Consider the following 18,368-nt stretch of genomic DNA (forward strand, 5'->3'; position numbering starts at 1 on the left):
CTCCTCTTACGCTTTCGCCTTATAAAGTAAATATAAGAAATACGGTACACCGACAATAGAAATAACGATTCCAACTGGTAACTCTACAGGTGTGAAAACTGTTTTTGCAATAAAGTCTGAGGCAACTACAAGAAACATTCCGATTACGCCGCACGTGGGAATTATATACTTATGTTGAATACCGACAAGTCTTTTCGCTATATGCGGTGCCATTAAGCCAATAAAACCGATACTCCCTGAAACAGCAACACATGCACTCACAAGCCCGATACTGCTTAATAATAAAATCGATTTCTCTCTTTCTACTGAAACACCTAAACTTGTAATACTCGTTTCTTCCAATTGAAATAAATCTAGTAAATATGCTTTCTTTTGTATAAGTGGAATTAAAATAATAAGCCATGGTAACATAGCCACAATATACTTCCAGTTCGCACTATATATGCTTCCAGAAACCCACACTGCAGCCATCTCGAAATCAGTTGACTTCATTTTGAGTGATAAGTACATAGAAAAGGCCCCAAATCCTGATCCAATTGCAATCCCTGTTAATAAAAGTCGCTGCGAATCTAACTTACCGTTTTTCCAAGAAAAAAGATAGATGATAATAGCAGCACCTAATCCGCCGACTAAACCAAACATTGGCATCATCATAATAGAAACCCAGTCTGTGCTTTTTAATTGTCCTTGAAAGAAAAACATAAAAATGACGATCGCTGTTCCCGCACCGGCATTTACTCCTAAAATACCTGGGTCTGCCAATCCATTTCTCGTAATCCCTTGAATAACGGCACCCGCAACACCAAGGCCTAATCCTACTAATCCAGCAATTACGATACGTGGAAGACGAAACTCAAAAATAACTAAATCATGTTCTGGTACTGGATCAATTCTAAAAAGTGTTTTAAACACATCTGTAATCGTAATGTCGAACGTACCATTTGTTAAACTAATATAAATAGCACATAGTATTAAAAATATAATAATCCCCATCGTCATTCCGAAACGTTGACTTGAACTTTTAAGCATGTCTCTCTCCTCCTCTTGTACGGATTAAATAAAGGAAGAAAGGAATTCCAATTAAAGATGTTACGACTCCAATTGGCGTTTCAAATGGATAATTTACAAATCTACTTAAAACATCACATAACGCTAAGAAAACCCCACCAATAACGCCTGCACATGGCAATATCCATTTATAATCTACTCCAATTATAAAGCGGGTAATGTGCGGAATAATTAAACCTACAAAACCAACTTTTCCTACTAAAGCAACTGCTGTTCCTGTTAAAAAAATTACCGATAAAATTGCCATCGCTTTAACTAGTTTTGTACGCTGTCCTAAATTAATAGAAACCTCTTCGCCTAATGAAAGAATGGTAATAGATTTTGATATTAACAATGCTAAAATTATTCCAATTATCCCAAACGGTATCGTAATTTTAATTATATTAGGATCTACTTGATCTAACTTTGCATTAAACCAAAAACTAACATTTTGAGAAATTTGGAAATACGAAGCCATGGCAGCCGATACACTGCTTAAAAATGTTCCAATAACTGTTCCGATAATTGCTAACCTAACTGGTGATAAGCCATTTTGAAGGAGCGAACCAAAACCAAACACGATACCGGCTCCGAGTGCAGAACCAATCATTGAACATACAACCATACCAATTGATGACATTCCTGGAAGAAAAATCATACAAAGTGTAATAACAAAGGCAGCACCATCCGTCACACCCATAATAGAAGGGGATGCAAGATAGTTTCTTGTCATCCCCTGCATAAGTGCTCCTGATATGGCTAGAAATGCTCCGACTAAAAGAGCTGCAACTATCCTTGGTAAACGTGAAGTAATAATAATATTATGATTTACATCACTTGAATCAAAATGAAATAATGCGTTCCACACTGTTTCAGCATCAATACTTTTCGCCCCATACAAAATCGAAAGTATAACTGTAAATAAGATGAGTATGGGTGCTATACATAATATAGTTACTGGTACTGCATTTGTTTTCTGCATATCATTCAACGCACCTTACTTATTGTATTATTTAGATAAATTTTTCACTGCTTCTTTTAAGAAGGCAGTTTTACTCCAAGCAGTACCACCTTGTGCCATTGGATCTACAACGTTTACAAATACTTTCTTTTCCTTCGCAGCATTCATACTTTGCCAAATTGGATTACTTTCAATTTCTTCTAACACTTTTGGATTTTTATTTTCACTTGCCTCATATTGTAAGAAAATATAATCTGGGTTAAGTTCAGCAAGTTTTTCAAATGAAATTTTCTCTTGTGCTTTTACAGTTTTCAATTGTTCTGGAGCAGTTAGTCCAAGATCTTTATAAATTACAGGGTTGAAGTATACTCCTTCTGGATATAGGAATAATTCGTTTGCTCTTAGTCTAATGACAAGTACTTTTTTATCTTTTAACTTATCTCCTAGTTTTGCTTTTGCTTTTTCAGCGTCTGAATTGTAGTCTTTAATAATTTTTTCTGCTTTATCTTTTTTACCAGTTAATTCTCCCATTAACTTTAAGTTATCTTCCCAATTTGTTGAAACGTGTGATACCGGGAATGTAGGAGCTACTTTCGTAAACTTTTCAGCTGTTTCTGCTGGAAATTTCGTACTTGATGTAATCACATCTGGTTTTAATTGTAGTAATGTTTCGAAATTGGGTTGCATTTTCTCACCAACAGATTTCGCACCTTCTAACTCTTTTTCCAGGTACTTTGGTAGTTTACCACCTACAGTAATGGCACCAACTGGTTTAATTCCAAGTACTGCCGCATCTTCCATTGACTCTAAACTAGCTGTCGCAATTTTATCTACTTTTGCTGGCACTGTATATTCTTTACCTAAATATGTAATTTTTCGTTTTTCATCTTTTTTCGTTTCCGTAGCTTTTGTCTGTTGTTTTTGCTCGCCTGAAGTTTTATCCGCACTATTACATGCCGCTAAACCTACACTTAAAACTGTAACCATCCCTAAAGTAAATAATTTCTTGTTCATCTTTATATGTCTCCTCTCAAATTTTCAAACTATATTCTCAATAGAATTTAACTATATGAATCTTATCCCATATATATATTTCATTAGATTAATAATTTTATCCAGAACTCATTCACGTTCACTTCCCCTAGACTATAATTCTTTTACGCCTTCATCACTTGATAATCATTTTCACTGATAATGATTATCGTTACTAAGTATATATTTAATATGAAATTATTTCAAGAATGATTTGAAAAATTTTAACAAACTGAATTAAAAAAAGAAGTATCTCCCTAATATTAGGGAGATACTTCTTTTTTTAGAAATTTATATGCAATTCAACTGGACAATGGTCTGATCCCATCACTTCACTATTAATTTTCGCTTCTGTTATCTGGTCTTTCATTCTTTCCGAAACAACAAAATAATCTAAACGCCATCCGATATTTTCACCTTTGTAATCTTGCTCTTACATTTATGAATACATACATACGCACTTTATTCAGGTTATACTAATTTCAGAGGTGATGTTCTTTGCACAATGAAGGAGTTATATTAACAAATGAGTATTGGCAAGCAATTATTCATAATGATTCTTCCTATGATAGCAAATTCTTTTATGCTGTGAAATCAACTGGAATTTTTTGCAGGCCATCATGCAAATCAAGAATACCGAATAGAAACAATGTACGAATTTTTCATCATGCAGAGCAAGCATTAAGCGAAAACTTTCGCCCGTGCAAACGTTGTAAGCCAAATGGGATCACTTTACCTAATGAAGAGTGGGTAGAACAAATTAAAGACTATATCGAAAAGCATTATGACGAATCCTTAACTCTCGACATGCTTGCGGAAATGTGTCACGGTAGCCCTTTTCATTTACAGCGTACTTTCAAAAGAATAATAGGGCTAACTCCTATAGAATATATACAACAATTCAGGGTTCTTAAAGCAACCAAATACCTTTTACACACAAATCAATCTATTAAAGAAATTAGTACTGCTGTCGGGATAGAAAACCCAGAGTATTTCGCAACTTTATTTAAAAAGAAAACCGGATTTACTCCTACTGAATATCGAAAAAAGAACGAAATGAAAGAGGGATACGATAATGAATTCCTACAAAAATAATTATATATATTGGACGCTACTTACACATAAAAATTGGCGATTTCATATTGCTGCAACTGAAAATGGACTATGTTTCATTGGATCACAAGACGAAAACTTTGAAGAATTAAATATATGGGCTAGAAAAAAACTGCCCCAACATATATTGATTCATAGTCCAGATTACTTGCAAATATATACGCAAGAAGTTATCGAGTATTTAGAAAACAAGCGAGAAACTTTTACATTTCCTATCGATGCTTATGGAACTAATTTTCAATTATCTGTTTGGAATACGGTACGTGAAATTCCTTATGGAAAGACATATTCTTATACAGAAATTGCTGAAAGAATTCAAAAACCTAAAGCTGTGCGCGCCGTTGCTTCTGCTATTGCTGCTAACCCTCTCCTTATTACTATTCCTTGTCACCGTGTTATTGGGAAGAATGGGAAACTAACCGGATTTAGGGGTGGATTAGAAATGAAGAAAAAATTGCTTACATTAGAAAAGTTACAGGTGGAATTCATATGACAGCAGAATATAATAGCGCATTATCTGTAGCAGTTCCGAAAGAATTTTGTTTTCAAGAAAATTTACGCTATCTATCACGTTCTAACAATGAATGTATGTTCCATATTGAAGACAATAAAATTTATAAAGTTATCCCTGTTCAAGATGTAAATCCTTTAGTTGAAATTAGTTTGAATACTGATGGCAATATTCAAATACGTTTTTTAGGAGAGTTATATACTCATGAAAGATGGGTAAGCGATGCTGTAGCTAACTATATAAAAGAATGGTTTGATTTAACTACTGATTTAGCCCCTTTTTATACATTAGCGAAACATGATTTACTCCTTCAAGGACCAATTGAACAATATTATGGCCTTCGTAATTTAGGTATTCCAGACTTATTTGAGGCACTTTCCTGGGGAATTATCGGTCAACAAATTAACTTAACATATGCTTATACGCTAAAAAGGAGATTAGTTGAGCAATTTGGAAGTTATGTAGAATGGGACGGTAGAAAACATTGGATATTCCCATCACCTGAAACAATTACAAATCTACATGTAGAAGATCTCCAACAATTAAAAATGACGACTAGAAAATGTGAATACTTAATCGGTATTGCGAAGCTTATTACAGAAAGAAAACTATCAAAAGAGGATTTACTGCAAACACAAGATGTAAAGGTTGCTGAGAAACAATTAACCGCCATCCATGGTATAGGACCATGGACTGCCAACTATGTTTTAATGCGTTGTTTAAGATTCCCTTCAGCTTTTCCAATTGATGATGTTGGTCTCCATAATGCAATTAAATTTATAATAGGCTCCGAAAATAAACCGACTAAAGATGAAATAAAAGACTTTGCAGCAAACTGGGCTAATTGGGAGTCTTATGCGACTTTTTATTTGTGGCGAGTACTATATTAAAAGAACCAAGTAGCACATTTGTACTACTTGGTTCTTTTTTAAGCTTGCTCCTCAAAACGTCTTGCAATTTCTACAATAACTTGAACAGCTTTTTCCATAGTATCTACCGAAACATACTCAAATTTACCGTGATAGTTTTCACCACCAGTGAAAATATTCGGCGTCGGTAATCCCATATATGATAATTGTGATCCATCTGTTCCTCCGCGAATCGGATGAATATTTGGTTCAATGTCTAAACTTTTCATTGCTTCATATGCAATATCAACAATTTCTCTTACTGGTTCAATTTTTTCAAGCATGTTATAGTATTGATCATTCATTTCTAAAACGACTGCATCTTTCCCATACTTCTCTTGCATTTGTTTCACAATATTTTCAATGGTATTTTTACGTGTTTCAAAATTTTCACGATCAAAATCTCGAATAATATAATATGCTTTACTTTGCTCAACATCACCATTTAAAGAGAGTAAATGGTAAAACCCTTCGTATCCTTCAGTATACTCTGGTGCCTCTTCTACTGGTAAATACCCGTTAAACTCCATAGCCAGTTTAGTTGCATTGCGCATTTTATTTTTCGCTGTTCCAGGATGTGTATTCGTTCCGTTAAACGTTAACTTAGCACCTGCAGCATTAAAACTTTCATACTCTAAACCACCTAATGGACCTCCATCCATCGTGTAAGCAAATGATGCACCGAACGCCTCTACATCAAAATGCGCTGGCCCACGACCAATTTCTTCATCCGGTGTAAATGCTACTCTTATTTTCCCGTGCTTAATTTGCGGATTATGTATTAAATGGTTCATTGCAACCATAATTTCTGTAAGACCAGCTTTATCATCTGCTCCTAGAAGTGTTGTACCATCAGTTGTAATAATGGTATGTCCTTTATATGATGGTAATTCTGGGAACTGCTCTGGTGTTAACACAACATTTAGCTCTTCATTTAATGTAATTGCATTACCATCAAAATTTTCATGAATTTGTGGTTTGACGTTTTTCCCTGTAAAGTCTGTTGCCGTATCTAAGTGGGCTAAAAATCCGATTACAGGAACATCCTTGTCCGTATTAGCAGGAAGTGTTGCCATTACATAGCCATTATCATCCATCGTTACTTCTGTTAAACCAATTTCTTTTAGCTCTTCCACTAATAACTTACCAAACTCAATTTGTCCTGGTGTTGTTGGTACTGTATGGCTTTCTTCATTTGATTGCGTATCAATTTTTACATATCTCGTAAATCTTTCAATAAGTTCTTGTTTCAAGTTCATTCACTCCCTTTTATGTTTCTCCCTCCATTATAATCCTTAAAACGAAATATTTTAACTTTTTTGACTGTGAAGATGTATATTTCATTTACATTGTTAACACTTTTAAACGCATGATAAAAAGACATAATATTTGTACATTAAGACCGTAACAGGTAACATACATAATTATAAAATATGGGAGGTTTTAAAGATGAGGCTAACTCTCTTTCGCTATTTTCTTTTTTTCTTAGGATTAATTTTCTTTGGCCTTGGAAACGCTCTCGCAGTCAAAGTTAAATTTCTCGGCTTGCACCCCTGGGAAGTTTTAAATATGGCTCTCTACCAAAAGTTTGGATGGACCATCGGTACGTGGAGTGTCATATGTGGGTTATGTCTCGTTCTAATATCTTTACTAGTAGATCGAAAATATATAAATGTGGGGACATTTTTGAATGCACTACTTATCGGTCCCATTATGGACTTTTTCTTACAATCAAACATGCTTCCAGAAGCTAGTAATTATTTATGGATAAACTTACTCATTTTATTTTCTGGTATTGCCATTACAGGTATCGGTGGAGGTATGTACGTTGCAGCTGGGATTGGCGCTGGACCCCGTGATGGATTCATGCTTACTATTTCAGACAAAACAGGACTTTCTATTAGCCGTGCTAGAATCATAGTAGAATGTATTGTACTAGTTATTGGATTTATGCTAGGAGGTCCTGTTTTCATCGTAACTTTTCTGTACACCTTTATTCAAAGTCCAATCTTTCAGCAATCATTTAAGATGTTTCAAACACTTTTACATACTTTACATGGCAAAAAGAAAATTAGTGAACATCTTTAAAGTACAGCTTAATACAAATAAATCCACCCTATTTACGACTCTCACCGTAAATAGGGTGTTTCTGTTTTTATCTCGCAATTTAAGAATATATACTACTCATTTACAATAAAAGTATATACATCATCATAAATACAGCCATTTACTTTAATCACATACTTCCCAGGTTTATTAAAACTAATTGTGTATTTATTTAACTGAATTGCTTCTTTATCTCCAGAAAGAATATCAATACTTCTGCCACTTAATACATACAATTCATTTAGATTCATCGTTACATCAATTGTATTGAAATTTTCTACTTTCACTTGCTGTGCTTCCGCAACGCTTACACTTGGTTCTAAAAACAGTAGTCCACTTAATCCAATCGTCCCCGCTAAAGCAACTCCCGCAAACTTTTTAATCTGTTTCATTACAATGACCTCCTTATAGATTTTGCGTAAAGGCAATGTCTCCCTTACACCACAAAGCCTATATGTAATGAAATGAAAAGTAAACGGGGACTGTAAGACAAAATTCTACATCTTTTTCTCCTATTGAATATAAATCCAACGTTTGGAGTTTTGACACATTTAAAATTGTTTCCCTAAACCAATTTCTCCATAATTTATTCAAAGACTGAATAATTACTTATTGATTTAACATTCTAAAAATAGTTGATAAAGATGCTTTCTATTCAAAAAAAAGACTTTGCTATAAAAGTAACTTTTACAACAAAATCCATGCAACTAATTTTATTCCTCTTTCCATAATCTCTCTACATTCATTAATTGTTCTTCTTTAAACTCCATCTTATATATATCCGGTTTTGACGTATTCATTAAAAATTCAAAACCATATTGTTTATCAAAATAGTTCATCATTAATGTCATGACAAGCCCATGTGTACCAATTACAATTTTGCATCCTTGAAAATCCATTAAGATTTCTTTTAATACTTTCACTACTCTTCTCTGGCAATCTGCATATGACTCTCCTTCCGTTCGTGCAAAGTCCGGATTAGAGAACATCTTCTGTACAAGTGGATACACCTCTTTGTCTGATATAACCTGATCCTCACTTGAAAACATACACTCTTTAAGATTTTCATATACTACTATTTCTTTTTCATGGAAATTAGCTGACTCCTCTATCGTTAGCATAGCCCGATTATAAGGACTTGAAATAAAAGTATCAATCCTCTCCGCTTTTAATATGTCAGTTACTCTACGGGCATCCATATGTCCCCTCTCAGTTAACCCGCGCATTCTTTCATTTCCTTCTAGTTTTGGTGATTCACCGTGTCTAACCATATAAATATATGTGCTCATAATTTCTCCTTAAAATTTTTTATAAAGTGAAACTTTAATTAGCCCTTACTAATCGGGCTTTTACAGGAAAATAGCGAGATAAGTTAATAAATCACGTTCATTTATCCCATTTCAACACTTAGGCGTAATACTAAAATACTTTATAAACTGTGCTGATTTGTTCGTCTAATCCATTCTCCTACTAAACTCTCAAATAATTCAGGCTGCTCAATTTGCAAATTATGCCCTGCCATATCTAACACTGCTAATGTTGCCCTTGGATATTCTTCAATAATTTCTATAATATTTTGATAACCTACTGATATATCTTGTCTTCCAGTCAGTAAAAGAACGGGATTTTCATATTTTTCACGCTGAAAATCCATAGTAAGAGAGTAATTCTTTTGCAACCTTTCAATAAATTCATCATTAGCAACATCTAACCCAGGCTTAATTTCTTCTTTAAATCGCTTATATGTATATTCATTTGCTATTACAGCTAACTCACAAAATTCCTCTCTTTCTGTGGAAGTGAGCGTATTTAAAAATTCCTCATCTTGTACAATTACCTGTTTATCTGGAAGAATCCTTTTTTCTGGCTCCGCTACAACAACAGGACATACTAATAGTAATCCGCTAACTCTCTCAAACATCTTTGCAAGTATACCTTTAGCTAAATAGCCTCCATATGATTCTCCTACCAATAAAAATTTTTCAGTAGAAATGATTTCCTCAATAAATGTGATAAGCACTTCTACTATACGATCTGAACTATTTATCCAATTTGGAGCATTCGATTTTCCCATTCCAGGTAAATCAATATATATTCGCTTATAACCTTCATATTTCTGAAATACTGATTCCATACATTTCATCATTAACCTATGGTCAGGGGCGCAGCCATGTATGATAATGACCGGTTTACCCTCTCCCACAATTTCATAGTATATTTCTGCATCTTTAATTCGATATATCATAAAAAAGCCTCCCTATTTAGTGGCAATACTATTCCACTCTGTAAGAATACACGTTCTTATTTTATATCCTTTCTCAACATTTTCACAAATGTTAATTTTCAGATTAAAAAATAAAAAGCTCCCCAAAAAAGGATACTCATCATTTTATATGCAATTTTGCATCTCCACTTACAAATCACTAAAAAAACTTTACAATTCAAAGGATGACTAAATATACAATTTCTATTTAAAGTCTTGATGCAGTCTATACTATCAACCGCAATATTTTTTAAACCTTAAGAATACTTACACTCTTTAACACTTTCCTTATAAACATGATTTTTATAAGGAAATCTGATACAATTCTTAAATAATATTATTATGTATAGATATAACGAACATAGTGCATAATTAAAGAAGGTGATTTCATTGAAATTAAATAAAAATTTACAATTATGTATATTAATCGGAACATTAATATGCTATTCAATCTATTTTATATTTTTCTATCTGTTCCCTACTCATTTTTCAAATTCAGATGTACGCTTCGCTTCACTTGTCGTTGAAGCCATTACATTTGTATCACTGATTTACTCTATATATTCTAAAAAAGTCAGTTCAAATCCGTTTTGGATATGTATTACAATAGCAATTGGTAGTTTTTTATTAGGGAAAATAGTATATACATATCAAGATAGCTTCTTCGAAATTCCAATACATCGTTTTACGGTTTCTGATGTATTTTATATGTTTTTTCTATTTTTCTGTCTTATCGCTTTCTGCTATAAAATCTTAAAGGAATGCAATAAATGGGAAAAAGCGTTCTTTATTTGTGATATATGCATAGTGCTTACTTCCATATTTACATTAGAATGGTATTTATTTAATCAACCAAATTTAAATATATTCGCTCTTTCACTAGGAGATGTTTTCCTTTCATTTTTATACCCAATTGCAGATTTATTATTTCTACTACTAGGTGTTAGTCTCTTTTTCCGTCCAACAATTTTTAATTCCAAACGGAAAATTTATATCTTTATTTTTGTATTAATAAGTTCTGCAACTTTTAACTATATTTATTTTTACTTAAATAACCACTTATCAACTGAAACGATAATATTATTACGTCTTTTATATAGAATACCTATATTACTTATTGCAATAGCTGGCTCTATTTCAGAAGATCATAATAGCCATAAAAATTATTTCCTTGTAAACCCTATAATAGGAAAAAAAGCTTTAGTTGTATTTCCCTATCTTGCTGTTGCAATACTAATCGGGTTTACATTAAAAGAACAAACATCATCTTCAACTCTCATTACAGGAAATTGTATTACTTTTATTTTCGTACTCATTCGTCATTCTATCGTACGTATGCAAAACAATTCCTTAACAAAACGTTTGCAGGCATTTAATGCCCAACTAGAAGAAAAAGTTACTTTACGGACGTCTGATTTAGTTCATAAATCAGAGGCTCTTTCTCAAAAACAGCAAAAGTTTAAATCATTATATGAATATCATCCTGACCCTATCTTCACCATTGATTTAAATGGAATATTCTTAAATGTAAATAAGGCTGGGAGTGTACTACTTGGGGCACCAACAGATGAGTTACTAGGTGAAACTTGTTTTTCGATCATTTTAGATGAAGATAAGCATAAGCTAGCAATGGCATTAGAAAAAGTGAAACAACAAGAATCGGCATTCTTACAACTTAGTTCTCAATATAAAGATGGCTTTACTTATTTTTTATACGTTACAATCATTCCTATTATAATAGACGGACAAATTTCAGGAAGCTATATTATGGTGAAAGATATTACTGCACTAAAAAAACAGCAAGAAGAAATAAAATATTTAGCATTCCATGACACTGTAACGAAAATTGGGAACCGTGCCTTTTTCCATAAGAAATTAAAGAGAGTTATAAAAAATGCTAAAATAACAGAAAGCGAGTTTGCATTATTATATTTAGATTTAGATCGCTTTAAAGCAATTAACGATACACTTGGACATTCATCAGGAGATTACATATTAGAAGAAGTAGCAAAGCGATTCCAATCATGTCTTCCATCACATACTCATCTTTCAAGAATCGGTGGCGATGAATTTACAATCATAATTGAAAACTATACTGACGAAGATTACTTATTCCAATTATGTAACCAATTATTTAAATGCATGAAAAAGTCATTTATCATACATGAGCATAAATTAACTTTATCACTGAGTATCGGCATCGCTATTTATCCACATTCCGGAATCGATACCGCTACACTTCTGAAAAACGCTAATGTTGCAATGTATGATGCAAAAGCAAAAGAACTTAACTCTGTATCTATTTATGACGATGTAATCGCTAAAAAAATTGAAAGACGATTACGATTAGAAAAAGATTTACCAAACGCATTACAAAATGAAGAATTGTTCCTTTTGTATCAACCTCAAGTTGATAGTGAATCTAATAAAATTATCGGTGCAGAAGCTTTAATTAGGTGGAATCATCCTGAATTAGGTATTATTTCTCCATACGAGTTTATTCCGATTGCAGAAGAAACACTACAAATTATTTCAATAGGTAAATGGACATTAGAGCAGGCTTGCAAGCAAATGAAACGTTGGCACGCACTCGGATATTCACATTTAAAAATAGGTGTAAATTTATCTGCTAAGGAATTTGAACAAGAGGATTTTGTAAAATCTATTTCTTCTACTTTAACAAATACAGGTTTACCAGCAAACTCTCTTGATCTTGAATTAACAGAGCGAATTGCAATGATGGATGAGCGAGAAACATTGATAAAACTGCGTACACTAAAAAGTTTAGGGATTCACATTTCTATCGACGATTTTGGTACAGGTTATTCTTCGCTAGCCTACTTACCTTTGTATCCAATTGATACGTTAAAAATCCCGCGAGAATTTATTACAATGTCTGAAACATGTGATGATGGAATGGAAATTATTAAAACGATCATCACATTAGCAAATACATTAGGAATGTCTGTCATTGCTGAAGGTGTAGAAACGAAAGAGCACGTAAATTTCCTTCAAAAAAATAAATGTCAGTTTATTCAAGGTTATTATTACAGTAAACCTATTCATATTCATGCATTTACTGAGCTATTAGAAAACGGCATTCACCGATAGTACATAACTAATTAGAATAAATAATAATGAATTTGAACAAATATAGTAAAAAGGAAAGAAGATACCTTCTTTCCTTTTGTTTTTCTATTTACATTTCTATTACTTCACCACTTCATTTATTATATCTATTATTTGATGAATTCCCTCATCATTTGTTTTCTTATATCCATTCATGTTTTGAATATATTTCTCCTTATTTGTATACAACTTATTTACTGCATGTATAAATGTATTCCTACTTACTCTGTCTTGGAGTATAACTTCAGCATATCCTTGCCGTGAAAAATATTCAGCATTTAAAACTTGATCTCCCCTACTGGAACTGTTAGTTAACGGGATAAGCAACATCGGTTTCTTCAAAAATAACAATTCAGAAATAGCAGTAGAACCCGCTCTAGAAACTACAACACTTGCCATATTTAGTATATGCAGCAACTCGTCGCCTATATATTCAAATTGCATATACCCCTCCATGCCAATAGATGGGTCTACCTTCCCTTTACCACATATATGAATAATATTAAAGTTTAATAGTATTGTATCTAAACATTCCCTTACCATATCATTTATCCACTTAGCACCTTGACTCCCACCCATAATTAATAATACTGGTTTATCTTGCTGAAATTCACAATATCTTCTTCCTCGTAATACGTTACCCTTCTCAATTTCTTCCCTTACAATTGGTCCTACATAAACCTTCTTCTCATTCCTTACATTTTCTCCTGTCTGAGGAAATGTTGTGCATAGCTTTGTAGCAAAAGGTAATGCTATTTTATTGGCAAGTCCTAATGTGCTATCTGGTTCACGTATAATTATAGGCACACGATTTAACCATGCTCCTATAGCTACAGGAACTGAAACAAATCCTCCTGCTGAAAAGATAACGTCAGGCTTTGTTTTCTTAATTAATTTATAACTTTGTAAACAACCTCGTATAATTTTAAAAGGATCTTTAAAATTTTCCCAATCCCAATATCTCCTAAGCTTGCCCGTTGAAACACTATTGTATTTAACATTTTGCACTAATGATTTTTCAATTCCATTTTTGGATCCAATATACTCGACTCTCCAGCCTTTCTCTATAAATTTAGGAATTAATACAATATTAATCATAACGTGTCCGGCTGTACCGCCCCCAGTAAAAAGAATCGTTTTGCTCATAACTTATACCCACCTTTATTATTAAAAATCTAGCTCTATATTTACCTTTTAAATGTAAATAAAATTATTATTTTTTATATAAATCTTTAACTCCACCTCTATATCTTGTAAAAGATCTTTAATGAGTTCATAAAAATCATTTCCATACTCACTACACTCGTATTGAGCAAAGATTTGAATCACATATCTAGTTTCCGTCTCTAATGCTGACTTTATTTGATTAACCCTTTTTTCTTCTACATACGCTTGATATTTATGTATTGCCTCATAAAGACGCAATACATGCGCTTCTTCATCTCTCCAATCCAACGTATCAACAATTGAAAGAAATAGCGTATTTTGATTATCTATTATTTCATAATCATTCATATATTTCTTACACCCTTTTTTGTTTTTCATTGCATGCAGATGTCACTACACTTCGCATACTCAAGTACATCTTTTAATGATTGATGAAATTCAATTTCTGGGATCCAACCTAACCTTTTTATTTCCTCTATTGCTAAACTCTCATTTGAGTCGCTCCCACTCTTCTCTGTTTCCTCTATAAAAAAATTTAGCTGTGTTAATTCTTTATATTGTTCTAGTACATTTAATAAAGATCGTTTTACTCCTGATCCGATATTATATTGTTTTCCATTTATTCCATCTCGTAATAACACATGATACGCTTTGACCGCATCACGTACATCTAGAAAATCTCTACTATCTTTCAAACTGTTTACTTCAATAACGGCTTTACTTCTACCTGATTCTATATCTATCATTTTCTTTGCGAGAATCGAACAAATGCCATTCGATTCCCCTGGACCAATTAAGTTTGAGGGCTTTGCAATGATAATATTTGAATCCATTAATCCTCCCCAAGCCTCTGCAATAATGACTTGCATCGTTTTACTTAAACTATATGGATTTGAAATTTTTATTTCGTTCATACTATTTACTTGCAAAGCAGATCCTATAACTAATGTTCTACAATGCGAGGCTTCTTGCTTAATTGCTTCTAATAAATATAATGTTCCTATTACATTAATCTCTATATATTCAAGGGCAGCTGTCCAAGATTCTATAACCGAATTCCTTCCTGCTAAATGCAATACGTAGTCTGGCTTTATTTGTTTCATTACCTTCATTACTTCGCTCTTATTAGTTAAATTACAAGTAATACCATTTCTAATTTTTTCTCCATATGCACGATTTTGAAACATAGGAATTACATGAAAGCCCTGCTGTAAAAAATATTGGCAAGCATGGCGTCCTGTGAAACCATTTGCACCAGTTATTAAAAGGATCGCATTTTTTTTCATCGCAAAAATCCTCCTTTTAATAGCATTTGTTTCACCTCATGTTTTTCAAGTAAGTCTTGTTGAGAACTAAAACTCTTCACATCCACTAGAGGATAGCTAGAATAATATTCTTGAAGTCCTTCTATAGGAATAGTCGGTAGTACCACAAAATAATTTTGATCAAAACTTATACTTGTTTTACTCTCTACCTCAGATAGAAGCATTTCACTTAATTTTTCACCCGGTCTTATCCCTACCTCTTTTACCTTAACTTTTTCTTTTCCAGAATATTCAATTAATACTTCTGCTAAATCTGTTATTTTACATGCCGGCATTTTCATAACAAAGATTTCCCCGCCTCTACCTTGAGATACGGCTTTAAATAACAATCCAACAGCATCCTCAACTGTTAAGAAAAATCTAGTCATATTCGCATCGGTAATCCCTACTTCTGAAGATTTTTTAATTTGTTGTTTAAAAAGTGGTACTACACTTCCACTCGTTCCTAAAACATTTCCACCACGAACACAAATGAATTTTGTTTTCTTCGTTTGTATATTCGCATGAACCATTAATTTTTCACCAATTGCTTTTGTCATCCCATACGTATTTGATGGATCAGCTGCTTTATCCGTTGAAACATATATAACTTTTTCAACTTGCATCTGTATAGAGGCTTCAATTACATTTTGCGTACCATGTATATTGGTTTTTATAGCTTCATAAGGATAATACTCACATACTGGAACATGTTTTAAAGCTGCAAGATGGAACACATAATGTACACCTTGGCAAGCATAGACTAGTTGATCTTTATCACGAATATCTCCAATAATAAATTTTAACCTATCATCATTTATAAACTGTTGCTGCATTTCAAACTGAACCGTTTCATTTCTTGAAAAAATTCTAATTTCTTTCGGTGATTTTTCTAATAGTTGTTTTATAAGTTCATGCCCCCACGAACCTGTCCCACCAGTAATTAAAATTATTTTATTTAACATTCTTTTTCCTCCTACGAAACATCTCAATTTAAATAATATTTATTGAATTATTTTCAATTGATTCAAATCATAATCGTCGTTTGTTACATTTAATTGACAAAATAAAAAAACAGAAACTATTAAACGTAGTTTCTGTTTTTCATTTCATCTCACAACAGTAAGATTTTCTATACGGTTTTCATGATAAATAAATTCCTTGTAAAAAACACCGCTCATTTATTTCTTATACTCGTAATAAAATAAATAGAATGATTCATAGCCAATAATCATGTTTAAATTTATGAAAAAGGGAGGTAACGGAATGGACCGAAGCAATTCAAATCATACATATAACGGACCTTCCAAAGCACTGCCTCTCTCCCTATTCGACGTAAAAAATGAATTGAAACAAAAAAGCAAACTTATTCCTTCTGGCACCATGTATAAATTAACGAAAGAAGAACAACTCATCATCAACAAAATAAAAATACAAACAGAACAGCTAAATAAAAATAATGTTACAAGAACACGCGCATACTACCAATTTTACATTCAATATCCAGAAATACATTGGGCACTGCTTGGGCATATGGTATCACGTAACGGCGGTTGGAATATGACTGATTTAAAGGGCGATTTATATACGAGAATTTTATCAGAGAAAGATCAATTCATATTTTTTTCTTTTTTAGAAAGAGGGAATTGGCTTATTTTCCAAGATGTATACCCTCAATTTTTACTTTACGAACAAAGTGTAAAGAGATCACAAAAGTTATTTCACCTTCTCCCTCACCTAAATGTTTCTACATTTATGGAAACGATGTGGAACCATTTTTGGAAAACAGGTAACAAAAAAACTTTAGCAATTGCAACTATTATTAATGAACAAAACTACTTAGAAAAAAGAGTGATTCAAAATGTACAATTTAAAAAGACTGTACTAAATAGTATTGGATTTAAACTCTTTGATTTCTTTCAGTTTAATCATATCCTTTTCCCATTCTACGAAAATGATAAGAAACAAAAAGTATTACTATTTGGTGATACAATGAAACATTTCACTTCCTTACATGAACGGATATTAATTGGAAAAAGATTGTACTCATTATTATTTCGAGATACACATGTTTTATCTCAAATAATAAGTTGGGCTCAACACCATCCGCATACAGGATCTAGGAAAGATTACTGGCCCCATTTATTTTCAAGTGTAAATGAATCTTTTTCCCGTGAGTTTTATAAGCGCCGAATAAAGAAATGCCAGTTACGAAATGATGCTTATCGCATATACAGCCCTGCACTCATCTATGCATGGCGCGATATGAAGCATGAAGAAGTTGACAGTGCAGATTGGTTTACTGATTGGCAAGTTGTAAATTACTTAGTTGATAAGGAGGAAAATATAAATGGACAAATTACAGAAGACTACTGCAAAACACTCGAAAAAATTGAACTCGCCATTCTCGCAAAGAAAAATGTCCTCCTCCGAGAAGAAGAATGAGTTTCTAGCATTAGTAGTTACAATCTTTCTCTCTTCTATTATTGCAACTTGCTTAGATGCCTTTTTTGTTCATAAACAAATATATTCCTTTCCGGCTAGGCCCTTCTCATCCACATTTTCGGTTAATATAGCTTTTACATTGTTCGTACTGCCGATTTTAACAGTTATCTTTATACACATTTCAAAAAAATTATCTAAAGTTTCTATAATTTTATTTATTATTTCAATCGGTATTTGTGCTAGCCTTTTTGAACAGATTGCTGAAAGTTTAGGTTTATTTGTACATAGTGCGAATTGGAACCATACATATTCTTTATTTGGTTATATGATTTTTCATTCTTTTATTTGGAACGTATATAATTGGATAAAAAAATAAAGAGAC

At 32.7% G+C, this 18,368-nt stretch carries 18 protein-coding genes and 1 pseudogene; 7 read left to right on the plus strand and 12 right to left on the minus strand.

Annotated elements, in window-relative coordinates:
• Window positions 1–6 precede the first annotated feature (6 nt).
• The 4 genes and pseudogenes from HMPREF2590_RS04525 to HMPREF2590_RS28545 form a co-directional block, all read right to left on the minus strand.
• Window positions 7–1,029: a FecCD family ABC transporter permease gene (locus HMPREF2590_RS04525; RefSeq protein WP_000920451.1), complete on the minus strand. Its 1,023-nt coding sequence runs from the start codon at window positions 1,027–1,029 to the stop codon at window positions 7–9.
• The gene (locus HMPREF2590_RS04530) at window positions 1,022–2,029 is read right to left on the minus strand and encodes a FecCD family ABC transporter permease (RefSeq protein ID WP_001173049.1); all 1,008 of its coding nucleotides are present in this window, start codon (window positions 2,027–2,029) and stop codon (window positions 1,022–1,024) included. Before HMPREF2590_RS04530 ends, HMPREF2590_RS04525 begins: the two co-directional genes overlap by 8 nt.
• Before the next feature lie 27 nt (window positions 2,030–2,056).
• Window positions 2,057–3,022 carry an iron-hydroxamate ABC transporter substrate-binding protein gene (locus HMPREF2590_RS04535; protein ID WP_001035506.1) on the minus strand — a complete coding sequence of 322 codons (966 nt, stop codon included), beginning with the start codon at window positions 3,020–3,022 and terminating at the stop codon, window positions 2,057–2,059.
• 301 nt (window positions 3,023–3,323) lie between these two features.
• Window positions 3,324–3,461, minus strand: a pseudogene (locus HMPREF2590_RS28545) (exodeoxyribonuclease III); the annotation flags it as partial.
• A gap of 77 nt (window positions 3,462–3,538) precedes the next feature.
• On the opposite strand from HMPREF2590_RS28545, the gene HMPREF2590_RS04540 reads away from it, so the two are divergent.
• Genes HMPREF2590_RS04540 through HMPREF2590_RS04550 form a run of 3 tightly spaced genes read left to right on the plus strand, consistent with a single transcriptional unit; the run spans window position 3,539 to window position 5,554 of the window.
• On the plus strand, window positions 3,539–4,135 hold the full coding sequence (locus HMPREF2590_RS04540; RefSeq protein ID WP_000551300.1) for a bifunctional transcriptional activator/DNA repair enzyme AdaA: 597 nt from the start codon (window positions 3,539–3,541) through the stop codon (window positions 4,133–4,135).
• A complete protein-coding gene (locus HMPREF2590_RS04545) occupies window positions 4,116–4,646 on the plus strand; it encodes a methylated-DNA--[protein]-cysteine S-methyltransferase (RefSeq protein WP_001089839.1) in 531 nt (176 codons plus the stop codon). Before HMPREF2590_RS04540 ends, HMPREF2590_RS04545 begins: the two co-directional genes overlap by 20 nt.
• Complete coding sequence (locus HMPREF2590_RS04550) at window positions 4,643–5,554, plus strand: DNA-3-methyladenine glycosylase 2 (RefSeq protein WP_000123515.1); 912 nt, start codon at window positions 4,643–4,645, stop codon at window positions 5,552–5,554. Before HMPREF2590_RS04545 ends, HMPREF2590_RS04550 begins: the two co-directional genes overlap by 4 nt.
• Before the next feature lie 38 nt (window positions 5,555–5,592).
• Here the strand turns inward: HMPREF2590_RS04550 and pepT are convergent, their stop codons facing one another.
• Window positions 5,593–6,825 carry a peptidase T gene (gene pepT, locus HMPREF2590_RS04555; protein ID WP_002098141.1) on the minus strand — a complete coding sequence of 411 codons (1,233 nt, stop codon included), beginning with the start codon at window positions 6,823–6,825 and terminating at the stop codon, window positions 5,593–5,595.
• A gap of 196 nt (window positions 6,826–7,021) precedes the next feature.
• Here pepT and HMPREF2590_RS04560 point away from each other — a divergent pair, with 196 nt between their 5' ends.
• Window positions 7,022–7,660 carry a YczE/YyaS/YitT family protein gene (locus HMPREF2590_RS04560; RefSeq protein ID WP_001241259.1) on the plus strand — a complete coding sequence of 213 codons (639 nt, stop codon included), beginning with the start codon at window positions 7,022–7,024 and terminating at the stop codon, window positions 7,658–7,660.
• A gap of 92 nt (window positions 7,661–7,752) precedes the next feature.
• Here HMPREF2590_RS04560 and HMPREF2590_RS04565 read toward each other — a convergent pair whose 3' ends face one another.
• The 3 genes from HMPREF2590_RS04565 to HMPREF2590_RS04575 all read right to left on the minus strand — a co-directional run bounded on the left by HMPREF2590_RS04565 (window position 7,753) and on the right by HMPREF2590_RS04575 (window position 9,923).
• The gene (locus HMPREF2590_RS04565) at window positions 7,753–8,070 is read right to left on the minus strand and encodes a hypothetical protein (protein WP_000809495.1); all 318 of its coding nucleotides are present in this window, start codon (window positions 8,068–8,070) and stop codon (window positions 7,753–7,755) included.
• Between the two features lie 321 nt (window positions 8,071–8,391).
• Window positions 8,392–8,967, minus strand: coding sequence for a histidine phosphatase family protein (locus tag HMPREF2590_RS04570; RefSeq protein WP_000109178.1), 576 nt, complete (start codon window positions 8,965–8,967; stop codon window positions 8,392–8,394).
• A gap of 140 nt (window positions 8,968–9,107) precedes the next feature.
• Window positions 9,108–9,923, minus strand: coding sequence for an alpha/beta fold hydrolase (locus HMPREF2590_RS04575; RefSeq protein ID WP_000640332.1), 816 nt, complete (start codon window positions 9,921–9,923; stop codon window positions 9,108–9,110).
• Window positions 9,924–10,331: 408 nt separating this feature from the next.
• On the opposite strand from HMPREF2590_RS04575, the gene HMPREF2590_RS04580 reads away from it, so the two are divergent.
• Window positions 10,332–13,052 (plus strand): bifunctional diguanylate cyclase/phosphodiesterase, encoded by a 2,721-nt coding sequence (locus HMPREF2590_RS04580; protein WP_050822056.1) that lies wholly within the window; start codon window positions 10,332–10,334, stop codon window positions 13,050–13,052.
• Between the two features lie 99 nt (window positions 13,053–13,151).
• Here the strand turns inward: HMPREF2590_RS04580 and HMPREF2590_RS04585 are convergent, their stop codons facing one another.
• From HMPREF2590_RS04585 to HMPREF2590_RS04600, 4 genes are read right to left on the minus strand one after another with little or no spacing between them, the layout of a single operon-like run.
• Complete coding sequence (locus HMPREF2590_RS04585) at window positions 13,152–14,216, minus strand: undecaprenyldiphospho-muramoylpentapeptide beta-N-acetylglucosaminyltransferase (RefSeq protein WP_050822057.1); 1,065 nt, start codon at window positions 14,214–14,216, stop codon at window positions 13,152–13,154.
• A gap of 48 nt (window positions 14,217–14,264) precedes the next feature.
• A complete protein-coding gene (locus HMPREF2590_RS04590; RefSeq protein WP_003315123.1) occupies window positions 14,265–14,615 on the minus strand; it encodes a DUF6572 domain-containing protein in 351 nt (116 codons plus the stop codon).
• Window positions 14,612–15,523 (minus strand): SDR family oxidoreductase, encoded by a 912-nt coding sequence (locus HMPREF2590_RS04595; RefSeq protein ID WP_050822058.1) that lies wholly within the window; start codon window positions 15,521–15,523, stop codon window positions 14,612–14,614. The genes HMPREF2590_RS04590 and HMPREF2590_RS04595 overlap by 4 nt, the downstream gene beginning before the upstream one ends.
• Window positions 15,520–16,506: a UDP-N-acetylglucosamine 4,6-dehydratase family protein gene (locus tag HMPREF2590_RS04600; RefSeq protein ID WP_000932588.1), complete on the minus strand. Its 987-nt coding sequence runs from the start codon at window positions 16,504–16,506 to the stop codon at window positions 15,520–15,522. The genes HMPREF2590_RS04595 and HMPREF2590_RS04600 overlap by 4 nt, the downstream gene beginning before the upstream one ends.
• Before the next feature lie 301 nt (window positions 16,507–16,807).
• On the opposite strand from HMPREF2590_RS04600, the gene HMPREF2590_RS04605 reads away from it, so the two are divergent.
• Window positions 16,808–17,986, plus strand: a complete 1,179-nt coding sequence (locus HMPREF2590_RS04605; RefSeq protein ID WP_000376168.1) for a DUF2515 domain-containing protein — start codon at window positions 16,808–16,810, stop codon at window positions 17,984–17,986.
• A complete protein-coding gene (locus HMPREF2590_RS04610) occupies window positions 17,961–18,362 on the plus strand; it encodes a CBO0543 family protein (RefSeq protein WP_033685728.1) in 402 nt (133 codons plus the stop codon). The genes HMPREF2590_RS04605 and HMPREF2590_RS04610 overlap by 26 nt, the downstream gene beginning before the upstream one ends.
• The last annotated feature ends 6 nt before the right edge of the window (window positions 18,363–18,368 follow it).

It is taken from the genome of Bacillus sp. HMSC036E02 (assembly GCF_001836235.1).
Taxonomy (GTDB): Bacteria; Bacillota; Bacilli; order Bacillales; family Bacillaceae_G; genus Bacillus_A; species Bacillus_A cereus.

Bases quoted from the DNA above. Each gene is read 5' to 3' on its own strand.
- HMPREF2590_RS04525 (WP_000920451.1), bottom strand. From the start codon at position 1,029: ATGCTTAAAAGTTCAAGTCAACGTTTCGGAATGACGATGGGGATTATT.
- HMPREF2590_RS04530 (WP_001173049.1), bottom strand. From the start codon at position 2,029: ATGCAGAAAACAAATGCAGTACCAGTAACTATATTATGTATAGCACCC.
- HMPREF2590_RS04535 (WP_001035506.1), bottom strand. From the start codon at position 3,022: ATGAACAAGAAATTATTTACTTTAGGGATGGTTACAGTTTTAAGTGTA.
- HMPREF2590_RS04545 (WP_001089839.1), top strand. From the start codon at position 4,116: ATGAATTCCTACAAAAATAATTATATATATTGGACGCTACTTACACAT.
- HMPREF2590_RS04550 (WP_000123515.1), top strand. From the start codon at position 4,643: ATGACAGCAGAATATAATAGCGCATTATCTGTAGCAGTTCCGAAAGAA.
- HMPREF2590_RS04560 (WP_001241259.1), top strand. From the start codon at position 7,022: ATGAGGCTAACTCTCTTTCGCTATTTTCTTTTTTTCTTAGGATTAATT.
- HMPREF2590_RS04565 (WP_000809495.1), bottom strand. From the start codon at position 8,070: ATGAAACAGATTAAAAAGTTTGCGGGAGTTGCTTTAGCGGGGACGATT.
- HMPREF2590_RS04570 (WP_000109178.1), bottom strand. From the start codon at position 8,967: ATGAGCACATATATTTATATGGTTAGACACGGTGAATCACCAAAACTA.
- HMPREF2590_RS04575 (WP_000640332.1), bottom strand. From the start codon at position 9,923: ATGATATATCGAATTAAAGATGCAGAAATATACTATGAAATTGTGGGA.
- HMPREF2590_RS04585 (WP_050822057.1), bottom strand. From the start codon at position 14,216: ATGAGCAAAACGATTCTTTTTACTGGGGGCGGTACAGCCGGACACGTT.
- HMPREF2590_RS04590 (WP_003315123.1), bottom strand. From the start codon at position 14,615: ATGAAAAACAAAAAAGGGTGTAAGAAATATATGAATGATTATGAAATA.
- HMPREF2590_RS04595 (WP_050822058.1), bottom strand. From the start codon at position 15,523: ATGAAAAAAAATGCGATCCTTTTAATAACTGGTGCAAATGGTTTCACA.
- HMPREF2590_RS04600 (WP_000932588.1), bottom strand. From the start codon at position 16,506: ATGTTAAATAAAATAATTTTAATTACTGGTGGGACAGGTTCGTGGGGG.
- HMPREF2590_RS04605 (WP_000376168.1), top strand. From the start codon at position 16,808: ATGGACCGAAGCAATTCAAATCATACATATAACGGACCTTCCAAAGCA.
- HMPREF2590_RS04610 (WP_033685728.1), top strand. From the start codon at position 17,961: ATGTCCTCCTCCGAGAAGAAGAATGAGTTTCTAGCATTAGTAGTTACA.